Below are 26,223 nucleotides of genomic sequence, written 5' to 3'. Positions count from 1 at the left end.
TCATTCCCGGTCTACTTGTATGACATGTGGCGATCGTGGCGAGAAGTCACCGGCAATCCCGGGACCGCCCCTGACCCCACATATTCACTAACAATTGATTTGAGCGGGAAGCGCAATTTGCGTGAATAGTAGCTTCGGAGCATGAAATGCGCTGCTAACTCGCAGCATTGTCATGGACTCTCTCGAAATGTTGCTTTAAACTTCCGCGATGTTACTGGATGCTAGGGTAAAGGTATCTTCAAAGTCCCTTCCACAGCTCAGGTAACATCCATCGATGGGTGTAACCCGCAACACAAAGGACGACCAACAAAATGGCTAATCCGTACTTCAACGCGCAGTACTACCTGCAGAACAACCCGGATCTGGTTCTGGCCGGCATCACCGTGGAAACCGCCGAAGCCCACTACACCAAGTACGGTGCTTTCGAAGAATCGAAGGCTGGCGCTCCCCGTCTGCCGAACGCCTGGTTCGACGCTTCGTTCTACCTGCAAAGCAACCCTGATCTGATCGCCGCTGGCCTGACCCTGGGTCAAGCGCTGGATCACTATGCTCAGTACGGCATCTTCGAAGGTCGTGCCTTCAGCGACGACGCTGATCTGGATCCCTCGGAATTCGACGCTTCGGCCTACGCCGCTGCCAACGAAGACCTGCGCACCGCCTTCGGTATCGAAGACGCGTCGGACCTGACCGCCGAGCAAACCGCTGACCTGCTGGGCCACTACCTGGCCTACGGTCTGTACGAATCGCGCACCACCGGCCAGACCGGCGACTTCGCCAACCTGGTTGGCCAATCGCAAGCTGCTCCGATCGCCGTGACCGCTGGCACCGTGGCTGTGGGCACCCAGTTCGACGACACGTTCACCCTGGACGCCGCCACCGTTGCCACCGCTTCGGTCAATGGCGTTGCTGGCGATGACACCCTGGTCATCACCGGCGCCGGCGCTACCGCCGTCCGTCTGACCTCGGTCGAAAACATCGCCATCAACGACGCCGCTGACGTGACCGTCACCGGCACGGGCGTTGAAACCCTGTCGTTCACGAACGCCTCGGGCGCTTCGTACGCTGGCGCGCTGGTTTCGGACATCACCATCGGTGCTGGCACGACCGACGTCGAATTCGCCTTCACCGGCGTGACCGGTTCGTCGGACGAGCTGTCGCTCAAGCTGGCTGCTGACGCCAACGTGTCGAACGGCGTGGCCGTGTCGGGCGTGGAAACCGTTGATCTGGACCTGGCTGCCACCGTTGATTCGAACGGCAACTTCGTCTCGGCTGGTCAAATCGCTCAGCTGAACGCCAATGGCGTGGAAGGCTCGTCGCTGACGGTGAACATCACCGGCGGCAACGCTGCTTCGACCAACTCGCTGGTCGTGGAAAGCTTCGGCTCGGCCGAGCTGGCCAACGTCACCATCGACGGTTCGGACTACCTGGGCGGCCAAACGCTGACCGCTGGCGCCTCGCTGGCTAACGTCAACGTCACCATCAACGGCGGCGCTGGCAAGGACCTGCTGTCCACGAACACCGCTGCTGGCCACACCGCCACGCTGAACGGTGGCGCTGGTGACGACACGCTGGTGGCTTCGCTGGGTCAGGACATCCTGACCGGTGGCGCTGGCAACGACGTGTTCCAGTTCACGACCGCCAACTCGCTGGTTTCGCTGACCAACGGCACGATCGACAAGGTCGACACGATCACCGACTTCTCGGCTGGTGACTCGGTTGAGCTGGCCGCTACCGTTGCTACGGGCACCATCAGCAACGTCGGTGAAGTGGACGCCAACGGCCTGGTTTCGTTCGAAACCGGCTTCCTGGCCGCCAACACCACGCTGACCGCTGTCGTGACCGCCCTGAGCGCGAACGTCGGTTCGGGCGAGCAAGTGCTGTTCAAGTTCGGCGCCGATGCCTACTCGTTCGTTGCTGACGCAACGGCCGGTGACATCGCTGGCGACAGCCTGATCAAGCTGACCGGCGTTGACGCCACGAAGCTGGTCACCGACGGCGCCACCATCGAATTCCTCGCCTAAGCGAGAATTCGAAGGGAGAGGGCGTGCGAATGTCCTCTCGCGTCGCAAGACGCTAAGCACGTAGCAGTCTGAAGAAGGGCCCGAGCAATCGGGCCCTTCTTCTTTGGGGGCGAGTGCAGCAGCGTGCGCAGCGGCGAGTGCAGCAGCGTGAGCAGCGCCTCGCGCCGCAGCGAGTGCAGCAATTGCGCACCCGCGAGCGCAGCCCGAACGTGCAGCGCGGCCATGTTCGGCACCGTGCCGTCCCAGCTGCGGTAACGCGAGCCGTACCCCACGCGCCAGTCCCTCCTCGCGGGGCCGCATCACCCCCGGGAACCCGATTGGCGCCGCCCGGTCGAAGCATGCTATATCTCTTAGTCTGACGGATCCCTCGTCAGCGTCCGACGCCACCACGCGCGTTTTCGTACCTCAACTGTCTCCTTCGCCCATGCCCAAGTTCGTTGCCCTTTCGCCCTCGCAGCACAAAGACGCTCGCTGGCTCCTCAAGACCTCGTACAAGTTTGCCGGCACGGACGCATTGGTGCCGGTCGTGGCCCGCGAAGCGCACAAGGTGCTGCTCGAGATGCCGCTCGCGTTCGCGCGCCGTCCGGAAGGCGGCTTCGGGCTGATGGGCGTGCAGGGCCTGGTGGCGAACACCAACCTGTTCGTGTCCGACGACGGCCGCTGGACCGGCCGCTACATCCCCTCCGTGTACCGCGGCTACCCGTTCGCGCTGGGCCGCACGGACGACGGCCGCGAGGTGCTGTGCTTCGATGTCGAGAGCGGCCAGCTGAGCGACGAGGGCGGCGAACGCTTCTTCGAAGACAACGGCGAGCCGGCCACCAAGGTGGCGGGCATGCTGTCGTTTCACGAGGCCGTGACGCTGAACCGCCGGCAGACCAATTTCGCCTGCGACGTGCTGGAAAAGCATGGCCTGATCCAGCCTTGGGAGATCAACCTTGAACTCGCCAGCGGCACCAACCGGATCGAGGGCCTGTTCCGCGTCGACGAGGCCAAGCTCAAGCAGCAGTCGGGCGATGTGCTCGGCGCCCTGATGCAGTCGCACGCCATGCCGCTGGCGTATTGCCAGCTGCTGTCGATGCAGCAGCTCGAGCAGCTCGGCATCCGCGCGCGGGCCCGCTCGGCCGCCGGCAAGGCAGCCCTGGCCACCGACCAGTACGGCGACATCAATCTCGATTTCCTGAATGACGACGGGGTGTTCCCGTTCGGCCACAGCTGATGTCCGGACCGGAGGCCCGGCCGTGTGGCCTCCGGTACACACCCTGTTTGCGGGGCCCGTTCCCCGGGGTGACCCTGGGCTTGTTGTCAGGTGTGCGTGTTACCATTGGCAGCTTTTCTGAATCGCGGCCAGCGCCGCTGCAATGAGGCGGACACTGCCTTTTTGCAGGGCTTTCCGGGCTGCTGATGACCGACTTCGGTTCGCATATTTCAGGCTGGTTTTCCGGCCACTCCCATAGGTTTTTCCATGAAGCCTTCCCGTCGCACTGAGTTGGGCGAGGCCCTGTACCGCTTTCGCAAGACGTTCTACGGTCTGGCCGCGTTCAGCTGTGTGATCAATATTCTTGCGCTCACACCGTCGCTGTACATGCTGCAGGTGTACGACCGGGTGCTGGCGAGCCGCAACGAAACGACCCTGCTCATGCTGACCGTCCTGGTGGCCGGTCTGTTCCTGCTGTCGGCGCTGCTCGAATTCGCGCGCTCGTCGGTGTTGATCCGCGTGGGCAACAAGTTCGACGAGATGCTGAGCAATCGCGTCTTCACGGCCTCGTTCGAGCGCAATCTGCGCCGCGCCGGGGGCAACCCGGCCCAGGCCACGCACGATCTCACCAACCTGCGGCAATTCCTCACCGGCAGCGCGCTGTTCGCCTTTTTCGATGCGCCCTGGACGCCCATCTATATGGCGGTCGCGTTCATGGTGCACCCGCTGCTGGGCTTCATCACGCTGGGCGGCTCGATCATTCTGTTCGGCCTGGCCTACCTCAACAAGCTCGCCACCGACAAGCCGCTGGGCGATGCCAACGTGTCGGCCTTGCAGGCCGCCGCGTTCGCCAACAACCACCTGCGCAACGCCGAAGTGATCGAGGCGATGGGCATGCTGCCCGGCCTGCGTGAACGCTGGCGCAAGCAGCATCAGCGCGTGCTGAAGCTGCAGACCCAGGCGTCCGATAGCGCCGCCCGTATCAGCACCGTCAGCCGTTTCGTGCGCGTGTTTCTGCAGTCCGCGATCCTGGGCGCCGGCGCGCTGCTGGTGATCGAAGGCCAGATCTCGCCGGGCATGATGATCGCGTGCTCGATTCTGCTGGGCAAGGCGCTGGGGCCGGTCGAGCAGGCCATCGGCACCTGGAAGCAGCTCGTGTCGACCCGCGCGGCCTACGCCCGTCTGGACGAGATCCTCAAGGAAGCGCCGCCGCGCGGCAACACGCTGTCGCTGCCGCGTCCGCGTGGCCAGCTGTCGTTCGACAACGTGTTCGCCACGGCGCCGGGCGCCAAGCAAGCCATTCTCAAGGGCCTGAGCTTCAAGATCGAGCCGGGCGAAGTGGTCGGCGTGATCGGCCCCTCGGCATCCGGCAAGTCGACCCTGGCCCGTCTGGTGGTCGGCGTCTGGCCCGCCCAGGCCGGCAACGTGCGCCTGGATGGCGCCGACGTGTATCTCTGGAACAAGGACGAGCTCGGTCCGCATATCGGCTATCTGCCGCAGGACATCGAGCTGTTCGAGGGCACGATCGCCGAGAACATCGCCCGCTTCGGCGAGCCGGATTCGGCCAAGGTCATCAAGGCGGCGCAGCTGGCCGGCGTGCACGACATGATCCTGCGCCTGCCCAACGGCTACGACACGCGCCTGGGCATGGACGGCGCCTCGCTGTCGGGCGGCCAGCGTCAGCGCGTGGCGCTGGCGCGCGCGGTCTACGGCGATCCCGCGCTGATCGTGCTGGACGAGCCCAACTCCAATCTGGACGATCAGGGCGAGGCCGCCCTGGTCAACTCGGTGCGTCAGCTCAAGCAGCTGGGCGCCACGGTGCTGCTGGTCACGCACCGCATGAATATCTTGAACGCGGTCGACAAGTTGATGGTCGTACGCGATGGCGTGATGGTGATGTACGGTGCGCGGGAAACCGTGCTGGACACGCTGCGCAAGCAGCGGACGCAGGCGCAGCAGCTCAGTGCTCAGCAAGGCGCGCCGCTCGCCGCCCCGGCCGCCAGTCTTTAACGGGTCTCGAGAACAATGTGGTTCAAGAAGCAAATCGCCAATAAGGGCGCCGACGTACCGGCGGAGGTCGATACGAATGCCCATGCGCCGATGCGCTGGGGCCTCGTGGTGCTGCTCGTCGGGTTCGGCGGATTCGCGCTGTGGGCGGCTTTCGCGCCGCTGGACGCCGGTGTGACGGCGAATGCCTACGTGCAGGTCGCCGGCAACCGCAAGGCCATCCAGCATCTGGAAGGCGGCACCATCGAAGAGATCCTGGTGCGCGAAGGTGACAAGGTGCACGCGGGTCAGGTCCTGGTGCATCTCAATCCCACGCGTGCGCGTGCGGAGCAGGGCGTCGTGAGCTCGCAGTACATCGTGGCCAAGGCCGTGCAGGCGCGCCTGCTGGCCGAGCGCGACGGCACCGGCAAGATCGTCCAGGATCCGGCCTTCGTGGAGCGCTTCAAGGACGATCCGCGCTACATCACGGCCACGCGGGCGCAGCAGAGTCTTTACGAGACGCGCACGCGCGCGCTCGAAGGCGAGATCGGCATCCTGAAAGAGAATCAGCGTGGCGCGGAACAGCAGCTGCGTGGCCTCGAAGAGGTGCAGCGCAACCGCCGCCAGCAGATCGCCTACATCGGCCGCGAGCTGGCCGGCGTGCGCGATCTCGCGCGCGAAGGATATCTGCCGCGCAATCGCATGTTCGAGCTGGAGCGCGACGCCGCCCAGCTGCAGGCCGCCCTGTCCACCGATATCGTCGACGCCGGCCGCACGCGCAACCAGGTCTCCGAGCTGAAGCTGCGCATCCTGCAGCGCACGCAGGACTATCAAAAAGAGGTGCAGTCGCAGCTCAGCGATATCCAGAAAGAAGTGACGGCGCTGGGTGACCGGCTGTCGGCGCTCGATTACAGCGTGCAGGAAACGGATATCCGCTCGCCGATCGACGGCACCATCATGAATCTGCAGATTCATACGGTGGGTGGCGTGGTGGCGCCGGGGGCGACGCTGATGGAAGTGGTGCCGAACGATGCGCCTTATCTGGTGCAGGCCCAGGTGCCGGTGCAGTCGATCGACCGGGTCGAGACCGGTCTCGATGTGGAGATCACGTTCCCGGCCTTCAACCACGCGCGCACGCCGAATATTCCGGGCAAGGTACTGACCGTCTCGGCCGACCGCCTGACGGATCCCAAGGGCGAAGTCCCCTATTACCTGGCTCAGGTCGAAGTGACGCCGGAAGGCGTGGAGCTGCTCGGCCAGAACACGATTCGCCCCGGCATGCCGGCATCGGTGATGATTCGCACCGGCGAGCGCACCATGCTCAACTATCTGCTCAAGCCGCTGCTCGAACGCGTCGACCGCTCTTTCAAGGAGCAATAAATGCGCGCCTTGCTCACCACCGCGGGATTGCTGTGGGCCGTGGCCACCGGCGTCGCGGCGCAGACGGCCCCCGCCGGGGCGGCCCCAGCGGGGGTGGCAACGGCCCGTGCGGCGCCCGCGACGACGGCCGCCGCACCGGTAGCCAGCATCCCCGCCAACGCGCCGCTGACGCTGTCGCAGGCATGGCGGCTGACGCTGGAGAACGATCCCACCTACCAGGCGGCGGAGAGCGAGCGCGACGCGAGCCAGACCAACCGCGCCATGGGCCGGGCTCAGCTGCTGCCGCAGGTGAGCGGGGCGATCGGTCGCAACAAGATCCGCGGCGACATCGAAGAACCCGATGCGTTCGGTGGCGTGGCCCGCACCGATCTCGACTACATGTCGCGCACCAATGAGATCCGCGTGACGCAAACCGTCTTCAACTGGGGGCGTTTCGCGGAGTACCGCCAGGGTCACTCACGCGCCGACTACGGGCTGGCCGTGTTCGACACCAAGGCGCAGGACACGGCGGTGCGCCTGTTCAATCGCTATCTGCAGGCGCTGCTGTCGTACGAAAACGTGAAGCTGCTGGACGGCAAGCTCAAGGCCAACGAGCAGCAGATCACCGTGGCGAAGCGCCGATTCGATCTGGGAGAGGGCACCGTCACCGACGTGCGCGAGGCCCAGTCGCGCCGCGACCTGGCGCGCGCCGATCTGATCCAGGCGCAGGACGCCCTGATCGTCGCGTCGCGCGAGCTCCAGGAAATGATCGGCCGTCCGCCGCAGCAACTGACCAACATCGATCCGTTCGACGCGCGCCGCACGGCCGCGCGCGACCTCGAGCAGTGGATGGGCCGGGCGATGCAGGACAACGCCGAAATCCGCTCGGGCCTGCAGGCCTACAAGATCTCCGATCAGGAAATCGATCGTGCGTTCGGCGGTCACCTGCCCACCGTGGACGCCATCGCGTCCCGCCGCAAGGTCTCGGCGGAAACGCTGTCGACCCGCGATCAGGACAGCACGACCACGTCGGTCGGGGTGCAGATCAACGTGCCGATCTTCTCGGGCGGCATGACGAGCGCCCAGGTGGATCAGGCGCGCTTCAATCGCGATCGCGCCGGCCAGGAGCTGGCCGCCACGCGCGAGCGGATCGCCGTCGAGGTGACCCGGCAGTATCAAGGGGTGGTGAGTGGCGCCGAGCGCGTCGCGGCCCTCGAGGTAGCGGCCACGTCCAGCGCCGAGGCGCTGAAGGCCGTGCAGAAGGGCTTCCAGGCAGGCACCCGCACGATCGTCGATATCCTGGATGCCCAGGACCAGCTCTATCAGGCGCGGCTCGATCTGAGCAAATCGCGTCTGCAATTCATCCAGGCGCGGCTGGCGCTGGCCAGTGCGGCCGGCAATCTCGATGCGACCGAGATCGACGACGTCAGCAAGACCTACTTCAGCACGGCCGTGGCGGATCTCGCCGTCGCGCGCTGAGCGCAGGCAGGCCGCGCCCGCGTGCCACCTGCTTCTGTAGTCAGACACAGAAAGCGGGCCGTCGAACCTTGATTCGCCCGGCCCGCGGCCTCGCCATCAGGCGTAGGTGTCGGCGTCTTTCAGCAGCACGCCCTGCTGGTCCTTGGCGGACAGGATCGGGTCCGTGCTGATCGGCCATTCGATGGCCAGATCCGGATCGTTCCACAGAATGCTGCGCTCATGCTGCGGCGCGTAGTAGTTCGTGGTCTTGTACAGAAACTCCGCCGACTCCGACAGCACCACGAAGCCGTGCGCGAAGCCTTCCGGCACCCACAGCTGACGCTTGTTCTGTGCGGACAGGTGCACGCCGACCCACTGACCGAACGTGGGCGACGAGCGGCGCAGGTCGACGGCCACGTCGAACACCTCGCCCGACGTGACGCGCACCAGCTTGCCCTGCGGCTGCTGCATTTGATAGTGCAGGCCGCGCAGCACGCCGTGCGCGGAGCGCGAGTGGTTGTCCTGGACGAACTGGGTCTTCAGGCCGGTCAGGGATTCGAATTGCTGCTGATTGAAGCTCTCGAAGAAAAACCCGCGATCGTCGCCGAACACCTTGGGCTCGAACAGCACCACGTCCGGAATCTGTTGTCGGATGGCTTGCATCAATAGACCTTTTCTTTGAGCACACGTTTGAGATACTGGCCATAGCCGTTCTTGGACAGCGGCTCGGCAAGTGCCTCGAGTTGTTCGGGCGAAATCCAGCCCTGGCGGAAGGCGATCTCTTCGGGGCACGCCACCTTCAGGCCCTGACGGCTCTCGATCGTGGCGATGAACTGGCCGGCCTCGAGCAGCGACTCGTGCGTGCCGGTATCGAGCCAGGCGTAGCCGCGGCCCATGATCTCGACCGCCAGCTGCTTCTGTTCGAGATAGGCGCGGTTGACGTCGGTGATTTCGAGTTCGCCGCGTGCCGAGGGCTTCACCTGCTTGGCGATGTCGACGACCTGCGAATCATAGAAATACAGGCCGGTCACCGCGTAGCTGGACTTCGGCTGCTTGGGCTTTTCTTCGAGCGACAGCACCTGGCCGTTGTCATCGAATTCCGCCACGCCGTAGCGCTCGGGATCGTGCACGTGATAGGCGAAGATGCTCGCGCCATCGGGACGCGCGGACGCGCGCGCCAGCAGCAGATGGAAGTCGTGGCCGTAGAAAATATTGTCGCCCAGCACCAGCGCGCTCGGCGCGCCATCGAGGAACTTCTCGCCGATGATGAAGGCCTGCGCCAGACCGTCGGGCGAGGCCTGCACTTCGTATTGCAGATTCAGGCCCCAGCGCGAGCCGTCGCCCAGCAGCTGTTCGAAGCGCGGCGTGTCTTGCGGCGTCGAGATGATCAGGATGTCCCGGATACCCGCCAGCATCAGCGTGGTCAGGGGGTAGTAGATCATCGGCTTGTCGAAGACCGGCAGCAGCTGCTTGCTCAGCGCGAGCGTCGCGGGGTGCAGTCGGGTGCCGGAACCTCCGGCCAAAATAATGCCTTTACGTTTCATGGCGTATCCGTCGAAGTGAGTTGATCGATCAGGCGATCGACATACACCTGCCAGGCCGGCAGCGCGAGACCGAGGCCGCTGGCGAGCTTGGTGTTGTCGAGACGAGAGTTGGCGGGACGCCGGGCAGGAACAGGGTATTAGGCCGTGGTGATGGGCGCCACCGCGCCCTGCGGCAGGGCCAGCGGCATGCCGTTGGCGCGGGCACGCTCGATGGCGTAGGTCGCCAGGCCGTGCCACGTCGTTTCGCCGCTGGCCACCAGGTGATAGACACCGGAGCCGAGGCGGCCTTGCACGTGCGCGAGGATGGCGTGCGCGGTGACGTCGGCGATCAGCTCGGCCGAGGTCGGCGCGCCATGCTGGTCGGCCACCACGCGCAGCGCGTCGCGCTCGCGGGCCAGGCGCAGCATGGTCTTGATGAAGTTGCCGCCATGCGACGAAAACACCCAGCTCGTGCGCAGCACGAGGTTGGCACAGCCGGCCTGCGCAATGGCCTGCTCGCCCTCGAGTTTGGTGCGGCCGTAGACGCTCTGCGGGCCGGTGGCGTCGTCTTCGAGGTATTGGCCGGCTTTCGTGCCATCGAAGACGTAGTCGGTGGAGTAATGCACCAGCAGGGCGCCGCGGCGCGCCGCGCACTCGGCCAGCACGGCCACGGCCTGAGCATTCACGCGGCCCGCGGCGTCGGCGTCGGTCTCTGCCTTGTCCACCGCCGTGTAGGCGGCCGCATTGACGATGACGTCCGGCGCGACCCGCTCGATCACGGCGCGCAGCGTGTCGGGCTGGCCCAGATCGGCCTCGGTGCGGTCCATCGCGACCAGCTGCCCGAGCGGGAGCAGCGTGCGTTGCAGCTCGCGTCCGACCTGTCCATTCTTGCCGAGAAGTAGAACTTTCATTTTTAGATCTTGTTGAAAATGGCCGCGGCGAGCAGACCGAGGTTGCCCAGGGTCGTCTGGCGATAAACGCCACTGCGGTAGAGCCCCGAGATTCGGCCCGGCAGACTTGCCTGCCGGGCTTGCGAGAAGCGGTTCAGCCGGCGGCGGCTGTCCTCGCTCAGGTGGTCGTGCAGCGGCTCGAGCGCCCGCAGATTGCGGGTGTTCCAGTCGCGCAGCCGGCCCTGCGCCAGTTGCCGCACGCGCGACAGGCGCGCGCTGAAACTGCGATTGGCGCCGATCAGATTGCCGTCGTGCTGGCGGTATTGCAGCGACGGGCGATGATCGTAGTGCACCTCGCCGCCACAGCCGCTGATCACCTGATAGGTCAGCCAGTCGTGCGCGGCCACGTCGGCTTGCGGACCGACGGTGCGCATGAGCGCCATGGCGGGATTGTTGAACACCATCGTGTTGCCGCCGGCGATGTTCTGCACGAGCGCATTGGCGAAGGCCGGGCTGCGGTTGAACTGCGGCGACTCGCCGATCGGCTGGCCGACGCCATCGATCAGGCGGGTCCGCGAGCAGTACAGCGCCGGACGGGTCGGGTCGACCGTACGCAGCCACGCCAGGGCCCGCTCGAGCTTGTCCGCGTCCCAGATGTCGTCCTGGTCGGCGTAGGCGTAGTAATCGGCCCGCACCTCGGGATGACAGGTCAGGCTCAGGAAGTTCGCGACGAACCCCTGGCGCGGGCCCGCCAGCAGATGGACTCTCGATTCGCCCCACTTCTGGCGGAAGTCGTCGATCAGCGCGAGCGTACCGTCGCGCGATCCGTCATCCGAGATGAAGAGCGTCCAGTTCTGGTGCGTTTGTGCGCCGAGCGATGCCAGTTGGTCGGCCAAGAACGCCTGCCCTTGGTAGGTGCAGAGCAGGATAGCGACTTGGTCAGCCATGCTGTCAGGTGTACTGCTTCGATACCCAGTCGCGATAGGCGCCGGATGTCACGTCCTGAACCCATTGCTGGTTGTCCAGGTACCACTGGACGGTCTTGCGGATGCCCGAGTCGAAGGTCTCGGCGGGCTTCCAGCCCAGCTCGGCGCCGATCCGGCCCGCGTCGACCGCGTAGCGGCGGTCGTGGCCCGGGCGGTCTTTCACGAACTCGATCTGATCGCGATACGACTTGCCGTCGGCGCGCGGGCTGAGTTCGTCGAGCAGCGCACAGATCGTGTGCACGACGTCGAGGTTGGCTTTTTCGTTGTGGCCGCCGACGTTGTAGGTCTCGCCCGGCTTGCCGGCCTCGAGCACGCGGCGGATCGCGCTGCAGTGATCCTTGACGTAGAGCCAGTCACGGATCTGCTGGCCATCGCCATAAATCGGCAGCGGCTTGCCACCCAGTGCGTTGTGAATCACCAGCGGGATCAACTTTTCGGGGAAATGATAAGGCCCGTAGTTGTTGGAGCAGTTGGTGGTGAGCACCGGGATGCCGTAGGTGTGGTGATAGGCGCGCACGAGGTGATCGCTCGCGGCCTTGCTCGCCGAATACGGGCTGTTGGGCTGATATTGATGCTGTTCGGTGAACGCGGCGTCGCCCGCTTCGAGCGTGCCGTACACCTCGTCGGTGGACACGTGCAAAAAGCGGAAGGCGTTGCGTTCGGACTCGGGCAGCGCGTTGAAATAAGCGCGCACGCATTCGAGCAACTGGAACGTGCTGACGATATTGGTTTGAATGAACTCGCCGGGCCCGTGAATGGAGCGGTCGACGTGAGATTCGGCCGCGAAATTGAGCACGGCGCGCGGCTGGTGCTCTTGCAGCAGCTTCGTTACCAGGGCGGTGTCACCGATATCACCGTGAATCAGCTGGTGGCGGCTATCGCCGCGCAGCGAATCCAGGTTGCGCGGATTGCCGGCATAAGTGAGCTTGTCGAGCGTAATGACGGGCTCGTCATGCTGCGCCAGCCAATCCAGCACGAAATTCGATCCGATGAAGCCGGCGCCGCCGGTAACGATAATTGTCATTATTTAGGAGCCGCGGCGACACGCGAGGTCGCCGCACAGAGGGGAAAGGTCGGCAACTATTATGCCGTAATTGCCTAAGCCGCTGGGAAACAAGCGGTTTCCCCTCCCCCTATGGCGCGAGATCGCAAATGCTCTAAAAACAAATGCGTCTTTTTATAGTTTGGCGCTTATGGGCTGTCAGCTCGATTTATTTTCGGGCGGCGTGGTGGCGGTCGGGGTGACGGGGGCGGTCGCCACGGCCACCGGGGTGCCGGCCACCGCAGCGCCGGCTGCCGGAGTGCCGGCCACCGGGCCGCCGGCCACCGGGCCGCCAGCCACCGGGCCGCCAGCCACCGGAGTGCCGGCCACCGGAGCGCCGGCCGCCGGAGTGCCGGCCACCGGAGCGCCGGCCGCCGGCCCCGGCATACCGGTGATCTTCGGCACGCATTCGGAATGAAACCAGGAGATCGTGACGGGTTCGCCCGCGAGCCAGCGCTTGACCGGCGGGACCACCTGCTCGCCGATCAGCATGCCCAACAGCCCGAGCAGCGCGACCACCGGCGGCGCCGGCGAGCGCACCTGCAGCAGCGCGTAGATGACGCCGACCAGCACGCCGGCGCCGAGGGAAACGAGATAGAGCTTCATGGGCAGCCTCGGCGTCAGAAGGCCCAGCAGGAGCAGCCGAGCGCGCCCCAGAAGCGGTTGCGCTCGGACGTGGGCACGGCGGTGTCCCAGGCGTGCGCGTGGCCGTGCACGCCGCAGCTCGTGCTGCATGCGCACAGCGAGCGCATCGCCGCGCCGCGGGTGGCGAGCTGCGGGCGCGGCACGTAGCCGCCGTGGTGGCGGGCGGGCGACCAGTCCGGCATGGCCGGCGGCAGCTCCGGCGCCAGCGGCCGGAACTCGTCGCTGCCGTGCACGACGTTGCCGCCCAGCAGGGTCAGCACGGAGGTGATGTCCTGGATGTCGTCGCCGGGCACGCTGAAGTAGTCGGCCGACAGCACCGCCAGATCGGCGAGCTGGCCGACCTGGATCTGGCCTTTCTTGCCCACCTCGGTGGAGAACCAGGTATTGGCTTCGGTCCAGAGCCGCAATGCGGTTTCGCGGTCGAGCACGTTGGCCTGCGGATAGAGCGACATGCCGCCCACCGTCTTGCCGGTGGTGAGCCAGTACAGCGATACCCACGGGTTGTAGGAAGCGACGCGGGTGGCGTCGGTGCCGGCACCGACCTTCACGCCACGCTCCAGCATGCGCTTGATCGGCGGGGTGGCCTCCGCGGCGCGGGCGCCGTAGCGCTCCACGAAATACTCGCCCTGATACGCCATGCGGTGCTGCACGGCGATGCCGCCACCCAGGGCCGCAATGCGGTCGATGTTGCGGTCGGTGATGGTCTCGGCGTGGTCGAAGAACCAGTTCAGGCCTTCGAAGGGCACGTCGCGCGCCACCTTTTCGTACACGTCGAGCGCGCGCGAGATGGTCTCGTCGTAGGTGGCGTGCATGCGCCACGGCCAGCGCTTCTCGGCGAGCAGCCGCACCACCGGTTCGAGGTCCGCTTCCATCGACGGCGCCATGTCGGGCCGCTCGACGCGGAAGTCTTCGAAGTCCGCAGCGGTATAGACCAGCATTTCGCCGGCGCCGTTGTGGCGGTACAGGTCATCGCCCTGGCCGGGATGCACGGTGTCGGCCCAGTTCTTGAAATCCTCGAGCTCTTCCTTGGGCTTTTGCGTGAAGAGGTTGTAGGCGAGGCGGATCGTGAGCTGACCTTCGCGGTGCAGCTCTTCGATGACCTGATAGTCGTCGGGGTAGTTCTGGTAGCCGCCACCGGCGTCGATCACGCCCGTCACGCCCAGCCGGTTGACCTCGCGCATGAAGTGGCGCGTGGAGTTCTTTTGATACTCGGCGGGCAGCTTGGGGCCCTTGGCCAGCGTGGAATACAGGATGGTGGCGTTGGGCTTGGCCAGCAGCAGGCCGGTGGGGTTGCCCGAGGCGTCGCGGATGATCTCCCCGCCCGGCGGATTCGGCGTGTCCTTGGTATAGCCCACGGCGCGCAGCGCGGCGCCGTTGAGCAGGGCACGGTCATACATGTGCAGGATGAACACGGGCGTGTCGGGCGCGGCGGCGTTGAGCTCTTCGAGCGTCGGCAGGCGCTTCTCGGCGAACTGGTATTCGGTGAAGCCGCCGACCACGCGCACCCACTGCGGCGCCGGCGTGCGGTCGGCCTGCTCCTTGAGCATGCGCATCGCGTCGGCCAGCGAACGCACGCCGTCCCAGCGCAGTTCGAGGTTGTAGTTCAGGCCGCCCCGGATGATGTGCATGTGGCTGTCGATCAGCCCGGGGATGACGCGCCGCCCCTGCAGGTCGATGACGCGCGTGGCGCTCGTGGCGGTGCGCATGATCTCGTCGCGCTCGCCCACGGCGCTGAAGCGGCCGCCGCTGATGGCCACGGCGTCGGCCTGCGGGTTCTGCCGGTCGAGCGTGGCGAACTTGCCGTTGATCAGGATCAGGTCGGGGGAAGAGGGGGTTTGTGTCATCGGAAATTCTCCAGGCATGCCGTGAGCGGTGCAATCTGCCGTGCGCCGGACCCAAGGCTAATGTGTCGCCGGCGTGCAAGCCATTGTCTGTTGGTATTAGGCCCGGATTTTATGAGTGAGATGCGCGTCTCGGCGTGCGATCCGAAACGGCGTTTCACCGTCGTCGTGCACGGCGTCCCGAAGCGTGGGACGCCGTAACGAAACTGAATGTAGGCGTACGAACTCCGCGTGGATGGCGCCGATATAATCCGCCGCGTTTACGGGGGCGGCCCGCCGCGACCCCGCTATCTGCTGGCGGGAGAAAGATGAATCACTCGAGTCTGGAAGACAAGCACCCCGACGACGGCGATGCGCTGGTGATCGTCGTCGACGACGATGCGCCTTTGCGCGAGGCGCTGAGCAGCCTGCTGCGGTCGGTGGGCCTGCGGGTCGCGCTTCATGACTCGGCCCATGCGCTGCTCGATGCGCCGTTGCCGGATGTGCCGAGCTGCCTGCTGCTCGACGTGCGTCTGCGCGGGCCGAGCGGGCTCGAATTGCAGACCCGGCTGCGCCAGCAGGCCGAACGCGTTCCCATCATCTTCATGACGGGCCATGGCGACATCGCCATGACGGTTGCCGCGATGAAAGGCGGCGCTGAAGACTTCCTCACCAAGCCCTTCCGGGATCAGGACCTGCTCGACGCCGTGACGGCCGCGCTCGACAAGGACCGGGAGCGGCGGCGCGGCTCGCGGCGCGCTGCCGCGATCCGCGCGCTCTATGAGTCGCTCACGCCGCGCGAGGCCGAGGTCATGGGCCTTGCCGTGCGGGGCCTGCTCAACAAGCAGATCGCGGGCCGGATCGGCATCAGCGAGGTCACGGTGAAGATCCACCGCGGCCAGGCCATGCGCAAGATGCAGGCGCGCTCCTTCGCCGATCTGGTGTTGATGGCGCAGCAACTCGGCATCTGCGACACGGCGCTCGAGGCGCTGGCCTGAGCGCCGGCGAGGCCGCGCGCCCGGCCGCGCGCACGCGTTGTGTCAGGCCACGCCGCCGTTGGCGCGGATGATCTGCCCATTGATCCAGCCCGAGGCCGGGCTTGCCAGAAAGGCCACCACCTCGGCGATGTCGTCGGGCTGACCCAGACGCTCGAGCGGCGGCAGTTTCGTGAAATGCTCGATCTGTTCGGGCGTCTTGCCTTTCTTGAACAGCTCGGTGGCGACCGGGCCGGGCGCGACGGCGTTCACCGTGATGGCGCGTCCGCGCAGCTCCTTCGCATAGACATGCGTGAAGGCTTCGACCGCGGCCTTGCTGGCGTTGTAGATCGCATAGCCCGGCAGCGCGAGGGCCAGCGCGGTGGTCGAGAAGTTGATGACGCGTCCGCCGTCGGCCAGGCGCGTGGCGGCGGCGCGCAGGGTATTGAAGGTGCCGCGCGTGTTGATGTCGAACAGCCGCGCGTACTCCTCATCGCTGTATTGCGCGAGCGGTTGCGTCGAGATCACGCCCGCGTTGTTCACGAGCACGTCGAGCTGGCCGAACTCCGCTTGGGCCGCGTCGAAGAGGGCGCCCACGTCGCCGGGCTGGGAGACATCGCCTCGGACCGCGAGGGCGCGGCCGCCGGCGGCCTGGATGGTCTGGACCACCGCCTCGGCTTCTTCCGAGCGCGAGGCGTAGTTCACGATCACGGCGTGGCCGTCTTGCGCGAGGCGGGTGGCGATGCGCGCGCCGATGCCGCGCGAGGCACCGGTCACGAGTGCGACTCGCTGGGAGGGTTGGGCTTGGGACATGAGGGGCTCCGGGGTGAGGGAGGCCGTGGATCGGCCTGGATGACGCTATCTTCGATCATTCTCATGGAAAGATAATCGGATTTGGCGGGGTAAGATTATTTCGTTTGCATAAACAATGATGCCGAGCCATGGACCGTTTCCAGGAAATGCAGGCCTTTGTGCGGATCGCCGAACGCGGGAGCTTTACGCGGGCCGGTGAGGATCTGCGCATCCCGCGCGCCACGCTCACCAACCTGATCAAGCGGATGGAGGCCCGCCTCGGCACGCGTCTGCTGGAGCGCACGACGCGCGCGGTGCGGCTCACGCCCGATGGCGAGGCGTTCTACCAGCGCTGCGTGCGGCTGCTCGCCGATCTGGACGAGGCCGAGGGCGCGTTCCGCGACGCGGCGCCCAAAGGGCTGCTGCGGGTGAACATGCAGGGCACGCTGGCGCGCCGTTTCGTGGTGCCGGCCCTGCCGGATTTTCTGGCGCGCAACCCCGGCCTCGAGCTGCATCTGGGCGAGGACGACCGGCTGGTGGATCTGGTGCGTGAAGGCGTGGACTGCGTGCTGCGCGCGGGCACCCTGCAAGATTCGAGCATGGTCGGCGTGCGCGTGGCGATGCTCGAGCAGGTGACTGTGGCCAGCCCCGCCTATCTCGAGCGCCATGGCACGCCGCAGGACCTGGAATCCCTGGCACAGCATCGCGCGGTGAACTTCGTCTCCAGCCGGTCGGGCCGCGCCTTGCCGCTGGAGTTCGACGTGGCGGGCCGCACGCGCGAGGTGGCGCTGGCCGGCGCCGTCAGCGTGACCGGCGCCGAGCTTTACACCGCCTGCGCGCTGGCGGGCCTGGGGCTGGTGCAGGTGCCGCGCTACCGGCTGGCCGCCGAGCTCGCGGATGGCCGCCTGTGCGTCGTGCTGCCGGCGTATCCGCCGCCGCCCTTACCGGTGTCGGCGCTCTATCCGCAGAACCGCCAGCTTTCGGTGCGGGTGCGCACCTTCGTGCAGTGGCTGCGCGACGTCTTCGCCGACGCGCGTTGAGCGACGTGCGTTGTGCGACACGCGTTAAGCGACGTGCGCTGACCGACGGGCGCGAGCCGATCGTTGTGTGCGTGGCGGGTCAGCGCAGCAGCGCCGCGCGCAGCCAGTCGACGAAGCGCGCCGCCTGTGCGTCGAGCTCGCCCGCGGGCAGCACCATCATCGCGCCGTCGACCGGCACGAATCCGCAGGGCGCGATCAGGCTGCCGTCCGCCAGCTCGCGCTGCACCAGGCGCGATTCGACCAACGCCATGCCCAGGCCGCCCGCGGCGGCTTCGATGCACAGGTGGGTGTGTGGAAACGCGATCTCGCGGCGGGGCAGTTCGCTGGCGCGGGGCAGGGCGGCGCCCGCCGCCGCCGGGCGGTGCGCGCGCCACCGGGCCCGCCAGAGCGTCCAGGCGCTGGTGGTGTGTTCGTGCGTGATGCGCACGGCCCCGCGCGCGCGCCAGTCGTAGTCGGGCCGGCACACTGGCCCGAAGGCAATCGGCGCCAGCGCGATGGCGCGTTCGCGCTCGGTCTCGGGGTAGTGACTCAGGTCCCAGGCGATCAGCAGGTCGGCGCCTTCGGCGCGGATCTCGCGGGCCGAGGTCATGGACAGGCGGATGCGGATCTCGGGCTCGGCCCGATAGAACTCGGCCAGGTGCGGCACCAGCCAGCGCATCGCGAAGGTGGCACTGCAGGCCACGTGCAGGCCGGGCTGGCGCGCCCGCTGCTGCAGCCGGGCATAACCATCTTCGAGCTGGTCGAACAGCGGCCCGATGAGTGTTTGCAGCGCCTGCCCGGCGTCGTTGAGCACGATGCCCGTGCCCTGGCGGGCGTAGAGCGGCACGCCGAGGTGCTCCTGCAGCGCGCGTAGCTGCCGGCTCACGGCACCGTGGGTGCGATGCAGTTCGGCCGCGGCGGCGGTGACCGAGCCGCTGCGGGCCACGGCGTCGAAGGCGCGCAGCGCCGAGAGGGGAGGAAGTTTGCGCATGAGGAAGCATCCTGCCAGGACGGCACGACACCAGTATGTCAGGAAAACTCACGCAGAGCCGCCGAATTACTGGCTGTCGCGGGCGTGCCGGCTTTCCTAAGATGGGCGTCATTCAGAACCCCGCGATCCGAGGCCGTTATGAACCCGCCGACCGACTCCCTGCGCTGGCAAGCGCTCGATACCTACTTCGCGCAGACCCTGCATCTGAGCGATGCCCAGCTGGATGACGCGCTCGCGCGGGCCCGCGATGCCGGTCTGCCGGCCCACGAGGTCGCGCCGAACCAGGCCAAGCTGCTTCAGCTTTTTGCACGCATGTGCGGCGCGCGCCGCATCCTCGAGATCGGCACGCTCGGGGGCTACAGCGCGCTCTGCATGGCGCGCGCGCTGCCGCCGGGGGGCGAGCTGATCACGCTGGAGGCGGATGCGCTGCGGGCGAGCGTGGCGCGCGAGACCTTTCGTGCCACCGGCATGAGCGGCTGCATCACCCTGATCGAAGGCGATGCGCGCGAGACGCTGGCGGCGCTCGCGCGTGTCGGCACCGCGCCGTTCGACATGGTCTTCATCGATGCCGACAAGGCCGACAACCTCGTCTACTTGCGGCTCGTCATGCCTTTGCTGCGGCGGGGCAGCGTCATCGTGGCGGACAACATCGCGCGCGCGGGCCGCCTGGCCGATGCGGCCGCGGCCGACGATGCCGACGTGCGCGGCGCGCATGCGTTCTTCACCGAGGCCGCGCGCGATCTGCGGCTGGACATCACCGCGCTGCAGACGGTGGGCGAGAAAGGCTGGGATGGGTTCGCGCTGGCGGTGGTGACGGCCTGAGCGCGTCGCGGCGCGCCTTTGACGGCTTAGTAGCGGTCGGGCCGCGGAGCCGGCCGGGGCGTGAGCGTGCTGCGCGGCCGTTGCGTCGTGTTGTCGATCGATCCGGCGGCGGGACGGTCGCTCTGGCGGGCGCGATCCTGCGGGCGGGGCTGCGCCGCGTTCGGCGCCATGGCGCCGGGGCGGTTGATGCCCGGCATCGTGGGCGCCGGCACGGTCGGAGGCTGCGTCGGCTGGTACTGCGGCACGGCGGGCCGGGCCGGTGCCGGCTGGTATTGCGGCGCCGCCGGGCGGGCCGGCGTCGGCGCGCTGCCCATGCGGTCGGCGGCGGGCTGTGCGAAGGCGGCCAGCGGTGCGGCCGCCAGCAGCGCGGCCAGGCGCGACGTGGCGCGCGAGAAGGCTCGATGAACAGTCATGGGGGCGGCCTCCGCAGGGGCAGGGAAGGGGAACACCAGCGCAGCAACCGCCATGCCCGCGCCACGCGGGATCAGAACGGCGGATCAGGATTGGCGAGTATTGTCCGGGATCAAGGCGCAGAAATGGGCCCCTGGCTACGATGAACTTGGCCACCGGGCCCGCTTGCGCGCCTGTCTGGCCATCGTAGCGTGCCGATGTGTAAGTGCACCGCGCGCCGTTTTCCCTGCCACCCCCAAGGATACGGACCATGACTGACCGCGCCCCGACTGCCTCCCGTCCTCCCCCGACCGCCCGCGACGCCAGCCCCGCCTGGCACACGCTGACCGCCGCCGACGCCGAAGCCCTGCTGAACACCCGCGAGACGGGTCTTGCCGACGATGAGGCCGCGCGCCGGCTGGCCGAACACGGCCCCAATCGGTTGCCCGAGCAGCGCCGCCGCGGCCCGCTGATGCGGTTCCTGATGCAGTTCCATAACGTGCTGCTCTACGTGATGATGGTGTCGGCCGTGATCACCGCGATTCTCGGTCACTGGATCGACACCGGCGTGCTGCTGGCCGCGGTGCTGATCAATGCCGTCATCGGCTTCATCCAGGAGGGCAAGGCCGAGTCCGCGCTCGATGCGATCCGCGCCATGCTGTCGCCCCATGCGCTCGTGAGCCGCAACGGCGAGCGCCGCGAGATCGATGCGGCCGAGCTGGTGCCGGGCGACGTGGTGCATCTGATCTCCGGAGACCGCGTGCCGGCCGACCTGCGGCTCATCGCGGTCAAGGAACTGCGTATCGAAGAGGCGGCGCTCACGGGCGAATCATTGCCCGTCGAGAAGGGCGTGGACGCGGTCGATGCGCAGGCGCCGCTGGGCGACCGCTACGGCATGGCATATTCCGGCACCGTGGTGGTCTATGGCCAGGCCCGCGGCGTGGTGGTGGCGACCGGCAGCCACACGGAACTGGGCCGCATCAACCAGATGCTCAGCGGCATCGAGGCGATGAGCACGCCGCTGCTGCGCCAGGTCGATCGTTTCGGCCGCGCGCTCGCCATCGTGATCCTGGCCGTCTGCGCGCTGTTGTTCCTGGTGGGCACGTTGTGGCGCGGCCACACGCCGGCCGACATGTTCATGATGGTGGTGGCGCTGGCCGCCTCGGCCATCCCCGAAGGCCTGCCGGCGCTGATGACGGTCACGCTGGCGCTGGGCGTGCAGCGCATGGCGAAGCGTCGCGCCATCGTGCGGCGCCTGCCCGCCGTCGAGGCGCTGGGATCGGTCACGGTGATCTGCTCCGACAAGACCGGCACGCTCACGCGCAACGAGATGACGGTGCAGCGCGTCGTGTGCGCGGGCCAGGCATTCGACGTGAGCGGCGTGGGCTACGAGCCCGGCGGCGCGTGCACGCTCGACGGCCGCGCGATCGAGATCGCGAACTATCCGGCGCTGGGACAGGCCGTGCGCGCCGCCGTGCTCTGCAATGACGCGGCGCTGCGCCCCGATGGCTCGCATTGGCGGGTCGAGGGCGACCCGACCGAGGGCGCGCTGCTGGTGCTCGGCGAGAAGGCCGGCTGCACGCAGGACGAGGCCGGCACGGCCTGGCCGCGGATCGATTCGATTCCGTTCGAATCCGAGAATCGCTACATGGCCACGCTGCACCGCGACGCCACGGGCGAGGCCCTGACCTACGCCAAGGGCGCGCCCGAACGCATCCTCGACATGTGCGTCGACCAGATGGGCCGCGACGGCGCGCCCGCCGCGCTGGACGTGGATCACTGGCGCCGCATGGCGACGGATACGGCCGCCAAGGGGCTGCGCCTGCTGGCGCTGGCCGTCAAGCGCGCGGACCCGGCGCAGGCCGGTCTGAGCGCCGCCGACATGGAGGGCGGATACACCCTGCTGGCACTCGTCGGCATGATGGATCCGCCGCGCAGCGAGGCCATCGCGGCCGTCGCGCGCTGCCACGATGCCGGCATCGTCGTGAAGATGATCACCGGCGATCACGCCGAAACCGCGCGCGCGATCGGCGCGCAGCTCGACATCGGCGTGGGCAAGCCCGCCGTGACGGGCGCGGAGGTGGCGTTGATGGACGACGCGACCCTGCGTGACACCGTGATGAGCGTGGACGTGTTTGCGCGCGCCAGCCCGGAGCACAAGCTGCGCCTGGTGCAGGCGCTGCAGGCGAGCGGGCAGGTGGTGTCCATGACCGGCGACGGCGTCAACGACGCGCCCGCGCTCAAGCGCGCGGACGTCGGCGTGGCGATGGGCCTGAAGGGCACCGAGGCGGCCAAGGAGGCGGCCGACATGGTGCTGGCGGACGACAACTTCGCCACCATCGCGGCCGCGGTGCAGGAAGGGCGCGGCGTCTACGACAACCTGCGCAAGTTCGTGCTCTTCATGCTGCCCACCAACGGCGGCGAGGCGCTGATCGTGATCGTGGCGATCCTGTTCAACCTCGCGTTGCCGATCACGCCGGCGCAGGTGTTGTGGATCAACCTCGTCACCTCGAGCTGCCTGGGCCTCGCGCTGGCCTTCGAGCCGGTCGAACCCGGCATCATGAATCGTCCGCCGCGTCCGCCCGGGCAGCCGCTGCTCTCGGGCTTCTTCGTGTGGCGCGTGCTGATGGTGTCGGTGCTGATGATGGCGGGTGGCCTCGGCATGTTCCTCTGGGAGCTGCACAACGGCACCTCGATCGAGACCGCGCGCACCATGGCCGTCAACGCCATCGTGATGGCCGAGATGTTCTACCTGCTCAACAGCCGCTCGGTGTTCGGCTCGATCCTCAACCGCGAGGGGCTGCTGGGTAACCGCTACGTGCTGATCTCGATCGGCGTCTGCCTGCTGCTGCAACTGGGCTACACCTATCTGCCCATCATGCACACGGTGTTCCAGTCGGCGCCGCTGTCGCTGCTGAACTGGGCCGAGGTGCTCGGCGCGGGACTGCTGGTGTTCTGCGTGGCCGAGTTCGAAAAGTGGGTCATCAGCCACACGCCGCTCGGCAAACGGCTGGCCGCATGACAGCTTGCTGACAGGTGTTTCCACACGCGGCGTGCGCCTATCTTGCGGCGCACGCCGGCGCTACACTGCTCTCGCATAACGATACCGATACGGAGAGACAGCATGCGCATTCTGCTGGTCGAGGACAACCCCGACCTCGGTGATGCGGTGGAGAGCAAGCTGCGCATCGCCGGGCACAGCGTGCAATGGGTCCGCGACGGCGAGCAGGCGGTGCGCTGGGGCCTGGCCGAGCGCTGGGACGCGCTGGTGCTCGACATCACCCTTCCCCTGAAAGATGGCTTCGCCGTGATCCGCGAATTGCGGGCGGCGGGCTTCGAGACGCCCGTCATCGTGATGACGGCGCGCGCCGAAATCGAAGACAAGATCGACATGCTCGATCACGGCGCCGACGATTATCTGGTCAAGCCGTTCGACCTGCGCGAGCTGGAAGCGCGGCTGCGCGCCCTGATGCGCCGGCCTGCCGGACAAACCACCAGCCTCACGCAGTACGGTGACCTCGCGGTCGACGTCGCGAGCCGCACCGCCAGCGTGCGCGGCACGCCGCTGGAGCTCGGCCGGCGCGAGTTCCGGCTGCTCGAGATCATGCTGGCGCGCATGGGGCAGACCGTCGTGAAGGAGCGTCTGATGGCGCAACTCTTCGACGTCGACGATGTTTCCCTCAACGCCCTGGAGCTGCTGATTTCGCGCTTGCGCAAGAAGCTCGCGGGCAGCACGGTGGATATCGTGACCGTGCGGGGCGTCGGCTACCAGGCGCGTGTCGATGAAGCCGGCTGAAGGCGCCTCGATCCGGCGCCGGGTTTTTCTGCTGGCGCTCACGCTGCTCGCGTGCGCCTCGGTCGGCTTGTTCTTCTTTCTGCAAGGGTATGCGCATCGCGCCGCCGAGCAGGCGTTCGACCGCCTGCTGGCGGCCTCGGCGCTGACCATCGCGGGCTCGGTCCAGATCGAGGACGACAGCGTGACGGCCGAGCCGCCGTTTTCGTCGCTGGCCATGCTGTCGGGCAGCGAGCGGGTGTTCTATCAGATTCTGGCGGCCAACGGCCGCACCGTGACGGGCTATGCCGATCTGGCGCCCGGCCTGCCGGTGGCCACCAGCGCCACGCCCGTTTTCACCACCCTGCGCTATCACGACGAGCCCGTGCGGGTCGCGACCGTGGGCCGGCTGGTGTCGGCGGGGCAGCATGCCGGGTGGGTCACGATCCGTGTCGCCGAGACGCTCGGCGCGCGCGAGGCGCTGGCGGCCGAGATTCTCAATCGCAGCGTGTGGCCGCTGGTGGTGCTGGCGCTGGTGGCGCTGGCCCTGCTGTGGTTCGGTATCGAGCGCGCCTTCGCGCCGCTCGCGGTGGTGGAGCGCGAGCTGCGTCATCGCGCGCCCGACGATCTGGCGCCGCTGCGCGCGCCGGTGCCCAGCGAAGTGCGCCGCCTGGCGCAGGCGCTCGACGCCTTCATGCAGCGCCTGGCCGGCATGATGGCCTCGCTCAATACGCTGGTGGCCGACGCCGCGCACCAGGTGCGCACGCCGCTCGCGTCGTTGCGCGCGCAGGCCGAGGTCGCGCTGGAAGAGCCCGACGTGGACCGGCTGCGCGAGCGCGTGCGGCGCATTCACCAGAACGCCACGCACGCCAGCCAGCTCATCAATCAATTGCTGATGGACGCCACGATCACGCACCGGCTCGGCACCGGCGAGCGCGAGCGGGTCGGCGTGGCGCAGATTCTGAACGAGACCCGGCATCGCATCGGGCCGCTGGAGGCCGCGCGTCTGCGCATCGCCGTGGCGCCCGAGCTGCGGCGCGCGCGGGTGATGGGCGATCGCGTCGCGCTGCGCGAGATGCTGCGTAACCTGGTCGACAACGCCTTGCGCTATGCACCGGAGGGCGTGGTGGATATCAGCGTGACACCGGTGGCGGGATACCGGCTGGCGATCACCGTCGCCGACCGCGGTCCCGGCATCGCCGACGATGAAAAAGAAGTGGTGCAGCAGCGCTTTCAGCGCGGACGCCATGGCGCGCAGGCGAGCGGGTCGGGCCTGGGCCTGGCGATCGTGCGCTCGGTGGTGCAGGCGCATGGCGGGGCATTGATGCTGCAGGATCGCGCGGGCGGCGGGCTCAGCGTGCGGGTCGTGCTGGCGCTGGCGGCCCGCCCGAGCGCCGCGCCGACGGGCCGGCGCCGGCTCGTCACGGCCGTGGCCGTGGCGCTGCTGGCGGCGCTGGGCGGCATGCCGGGCGGAAAGTTGTACGCGCAACCGGTTGCGGTGGTGAGCGAGTATCCGGCGCCGCAAAAAACCGGCCGCACGCTGGTCGTGGCGGGGCCTACCGACACGCCGGTGATCGCGCCGCTGATCGCGGGCTTTCAGTCGGAGCGGCCGGACGTCTCGGTGCAGTACCGCGAGATGGGTAGCCGGGAGCTTTACGAAGCCGCCATCGCCGGCAAGCTCGACGACGTGGATGTGCTGATCTCATCCGCGGTGGACCTGCAGATCCGCCTGGCCAACGATGGCTACGCGGCAAGCTATGCCTCGCCCTACGCGCAGCGCCTGCCCGCGTGGGCCATGTGGCGCAATGAGGTGTACGGCTTCACGTTCGAGCCGGCGGTCATCGTCTACAACCCCGACCGGTTCACGCCTGACACGGTGCCGCGCTCGCGGCAGGCCCTGCTGCGCCTGCTCGAGACGGATCGCGACGCGTTGCGAGGCCGGGTCGGGACCTATGACATCGCGGCGAGCAGCCTCGGCTATCTGCTGGCCGAGCAGGACGAGCTCGTGTCGTCCAGCTTCTGGGCCGTCGCGAACGCGCTGGGTCAGGTCGGTGTGCGGCTGTCGGCCACCAGCGCGGAGATCCTGGATCAGATCGAGGCGGGCGAGATCGACCTCGGCTACAACATGCTGGGCTCGTACGCGCTGGCGCGCGAGGCCGCGGGCGCGAAGATCGGTGTGGTGCTGCCGCAAGACTACATGGTGGTGCTCGCGCGCTCGGTGCTGATCGCGCGGCGCGCCCCGCACCCCGAGCTCGCGCGCGCGCTGGTCGACTGGCTGCTGTCGCCCGCGGGCCAGCAAGTGGCGGCCACGCACGCGGGCCTGGGCGCGCTGGTGCAGGGCACCCCCGGCCCCTGGACCGCCGACGCGCTGCAGGCGCGTGCGCCGGGCATCGTGCAGCCGGTGGTGCTGAGCCCGGCCTTGCTGGTCGGGCTCGATCAGCGCCGTCATTCGCGCTTCGTGCAGAGCTGGATGCGGCTGGTCACCGATACGCCGGAAACCCCTGTGACAAAGGGCGCCGCGCCCGCGCGCTGATCAGG

19 protein-coding genes and 2 pseudogenes are annotated in these 26,223 nt (G+C 67.6%); 11 read left to right on the top strand and 10 right to left on the bottom strand.

Going from position 1 to position 26,223, the window contains the following annotated elements; all coding sequences use genetic code 11:
* The first annotated feature begins 311 nt into the window (after positions 1–311).
* The 5 genes from CAL25_RS00415 (at position 312) to CAL25_RS00395 (ending at position 8,040) form a co-directional block, all read left to right on the top strand.
* Positions 312–2,021 carry a hypothetical protein gene (locus CAL25_RS00415; protein WP_094797985.1) on the top strand — a complete coding sequence of 570 codons (1,710 nt, stop codon included), beginning with the start codon at positions 312–314 and terminating at the stop codon, positions 2,019–2,021.
* Positions 2,022–2,445: 424 nt separating this feature from the next.
* A complete protein-coding gene (locus tag CAL25_RS00410; RefSeq protein ID WP_094797984.1) occupies positions 2,446–3,237 on the top strand; it encodes a SapC family protein in 792 nt (263 codons plus the stop codon).
* A 246-nt stretch (positions 3,238–3,483) separates the two neighbouring features.
* A complete protein-coding gene (locus CAL25_RS00405) occupies positions 3,484–5,226 on the top strand; it encodes a type I secretion system permease/ATPase (RefSeq protein WP_094797983.1) in 1,743 nt (580 codons plus the stop codon).
* 15 nt (positions 5,227–5,241) lie between these two features.
* Positions 5,242–6,582 (top strand): HlyD family type I secretion periplasmic adaptor subunit, encoded by a 1,341-nt coding sequence (locus CAL25_RS00400; protein ID WP_094797982.1) that lies wholly within the window; start codon positions 5,242–5,244, stop codon positions 6,580–6,582.
* Positions 6,583–8,040: a TolC family outer membrane protein gene (locus CAL25_RS00395; RefSeq protein WP_094797981.1), complete on the top strand. Its 1,458-nt coding sequence runs from the start codon at positions 6,583–6,585 to the stop codon at positions 8,038–8,040.
* A gap of 96 nt (positions 8,041–8,136) precedes the next feature.
* Here CAL25_RS00395 and rfbC read toward each other — a convergent pair whose 3' ends face one another.
* The 7 genes and pseudogenes from rfbC to CAL25_RS00360 all read right to left on the bottom strand — a co-directional run bounded on the left by rfbC (position 8,137) and on the right by CAL25_RS00360 (position 14,949).
* Entirely contained in the window at positions 8,137–8,682 is a 546-nt protein-coding gene (gene rfbC, locus CAL25_RS00390) for a dTDP-4-dehydrorhamnose 3,5-epimerase (RefSeq protein ID WP_094797980.1), read from the bottom strand.
* Positions 8,682–9,563: a glucose-1-phosphate thymidylyltransferase RfbA gene (rfbA, locus tag CAL25_RS00385; RefSeq protein ID WP_094797979.1), complete on the bottom strand. Its 882-nt coding sequence runs from the start codon at positions 9,561–9,563 to the stop codon at positions 8,682–8,684. The genes rfbC and rfbA overlap by 1 nt, the downstream gene beginning before the upstream one ends.
* Positions 9,560–10,453: pseudogene (rfbD, locus tag CAL25_RS00380) on the bottom strand (dTDP-4-dehydrorhamnose reductase). The gene rfbA and the pseudogene rfbD overlap by 4 nt, the downstream one beginning before the upstream one ends.
* Positions 10,454–10,455: 2 nt before the next feature.
* Entirely contained in the window at positions 10,456–11,379 is a 924-nt protein-coding gene (locus CAL25_RS00375) for a glycosyltransferase family 2 protein (protein ID WP_094797978.1), read from the bottom strand.
* 4 nt (positions 11,380–11,383) lie between these two features.
* The gene (gene rfbB / locus CAL25_RS00370; RefSeq protein ID WP_094797977.1) at positions 11,384–12,442 is read right to left on the bottom strand and encodes a dTDP-glucose 4,6-dehydratase; all 1,059 of its coding nucleotides are present in this window, start codon (positions 12,440–12,442) and stop codon (positions 11,384–11,386) included.
* A gap of 360 nt (positions 12,443–12,802) precedes the next feature.
* Positions 12,803–13,066, bottom strand: a pseudogene (locus CAL25_RS00365) (DUF1427 family protein); the annotation flags it as partial.
* Between the two features lie 14 nt (positions 13,067–13,080).
* Positions 13,081–14,949, bottom strand: coding sequence for an amidohydrolase (locus CAL25_RS00360; RefSeq protein WP_094797976.1), 1,869 nt, complete (start codon positions 14,947–14,949; stop codon positions 13,081–13,083).
* 305 nt (positions 14,950–15,254) lie between these two features.
* Here CAL25_RS00360 and CAL25_RS00355 point away from each other — a divergent pair, with 305 nt between their 5' ends.
* Positions 15,255–15,923 carry a response regulator transcription factor gene (locus tag CAL25_RS00355; RefSeq protein ID WP_094797975.1) on the top strand — a complete coding sequence of 223 codons (669 nt, stop codon included), beginning with the start codon at positions 15,255–15,257 and terminating at the stop codon, positions 15,921–15,923.
* A 42-nt stretch (positions 15,924–15,965) separates the two neighbouring features.
* Here CAL25_RS00355 and CAL25_RS00350 read toward each other — a convergent pair whose 3' ends face one another.
* Positions 15,966–16,712 (bottom strand): SDR family oxidoreductase, encoded by a 747-nt coding sequence (locus CAL25_RS00350; RefSeq protein ID WP_094797974.1) that lies wholly within the window; start codon positions 16,710–16,712, stop codon positions 15,966–15,968.
* Positions 16,713–16,840: 128 nt separating this feature from the next.
* Between CAL25_RS00350 and CAL25_RS00345 the strand changes: the two genes are divergently transcribed.
* On the top strand, positions 16,841–17,731 hold the full coding sequence (locus CAL25_RS00345; protein WP_094797973.1) for a LysR family transcriptional regulator: 891 nt from the start codon (positions 16,841–16,843) through the stop codon (positions 17,729–17,731).
* A gap of 79 nt (positions 17,732–17,810) precedes the next feature.
* Here the strand turns inward: CAL25_RS00345 and CAL25_RS00340 are convergent, their stop codons facing one another.
* Entirely contained in the window at positions 17,811–18,701 is an 891-nt protein-coding gene (locus tag CAL25_RS00340; RefSeq protein ID WP_094797972.1) for a LysR substrate-binding domain-containing protein, read from the bottom strand.
* A 138-nt stretch (positions 18,702–18,839) separates the two neighbouring features.
* On the opposite strand from CAL25_RS00340, the gene CAL25_RS00335 reads away from it, so the two are divergent.
* The gene (locus CAL25_RS00335) at positions 18,840–19,523 is read left to right on the top strand and encodes an O-methyltransferase (RefSeq protein ID WP_094797971.1); all 684 of its coding nucleotides are present in this window, start codon (positions 18,840–18,842) and stop codon (positions 19,521–19,523) included.
* Between the two features lie 26 nt (positions 19,524–19,549).
* Here the strand turns inward: CAL25_RS00335 and CAL25_RS00330 are convergent, their stop codons facing one another.
* Positions 19,550–19,936 (bottom strand): hypothetical protein, encoded by a 387-nt coding sequence (locus CAL25_RS00330; RefSeq protein ID WP_094797970.1) that lies wholly within the window; start codon positions 19,934–19,936, stop codon positions 19,550–19,552.
* A 248-nt stretch (positions 19,937–20,184) separates the two neighbouring features.
* On the opposite strand from CAL25_RS00330, the gene CAL25_RS00325 reads away from it, so the two are divergent.
* The 3 genes from CAL25_RS00325 (at position 20,185) to CAL25_RS00315 (ending at position 26,218) form a co-directional block, all read left to right on the top strand.
* Positions 20,185–22,935 carry a cation-transporting P-type ATPase gene (locus tag CAL25_RS00325; RefSeq protein ID WP_094797969.1) on the top strand — a complete coding sequence of 917 codons (2,751 nt, stop codon included), beginning with the start codon at positions 20,185–20,187 and terminating at the stop codon, positions 22,933–22,935.
* 102 nt (positions 22,936–23,037) lie between these two features.
* Complete coding sequence (locus tag CAL25_RS00320; RefSeq protein WP_094797968.1) at positions 23,038–23,709, top strand: response regulator transcription factor; 672 nt, start codon at positions 23,038–23,040, stop codon at positions 23,707–23,709.
* Positions 23,696–26,218, top strand: coding sequence for a sensor histidine kinase (locus tag CAL25_RS00315; RefSeq protein ID WP_094797967.1), 2,523 nt, complete (start codon positions 23,696–23,698; stop codon positions 26,216–26,218). The genes CAL25_RS00320 and CAL25_RS00315 overlap by 14 nt, the downstream gene beginning before the upstream one ends.
* Positions 26,219–26,223 lie beyond the last annotated feature (5 nt).

It is taken from the genome of Bordetella genomosp. 5 (assembly GCF_002261315.1).
Lineage (GTDB): Bacteria > Pseudomonadota > Gammaproteobacteria > Burkholderiales > Burkholderiaceae_B > Bordetella.
Note: the sequence above shows the minus strand (reverse complement) of the source record. Positions and strands in the feature narration are given on the sequence as shown.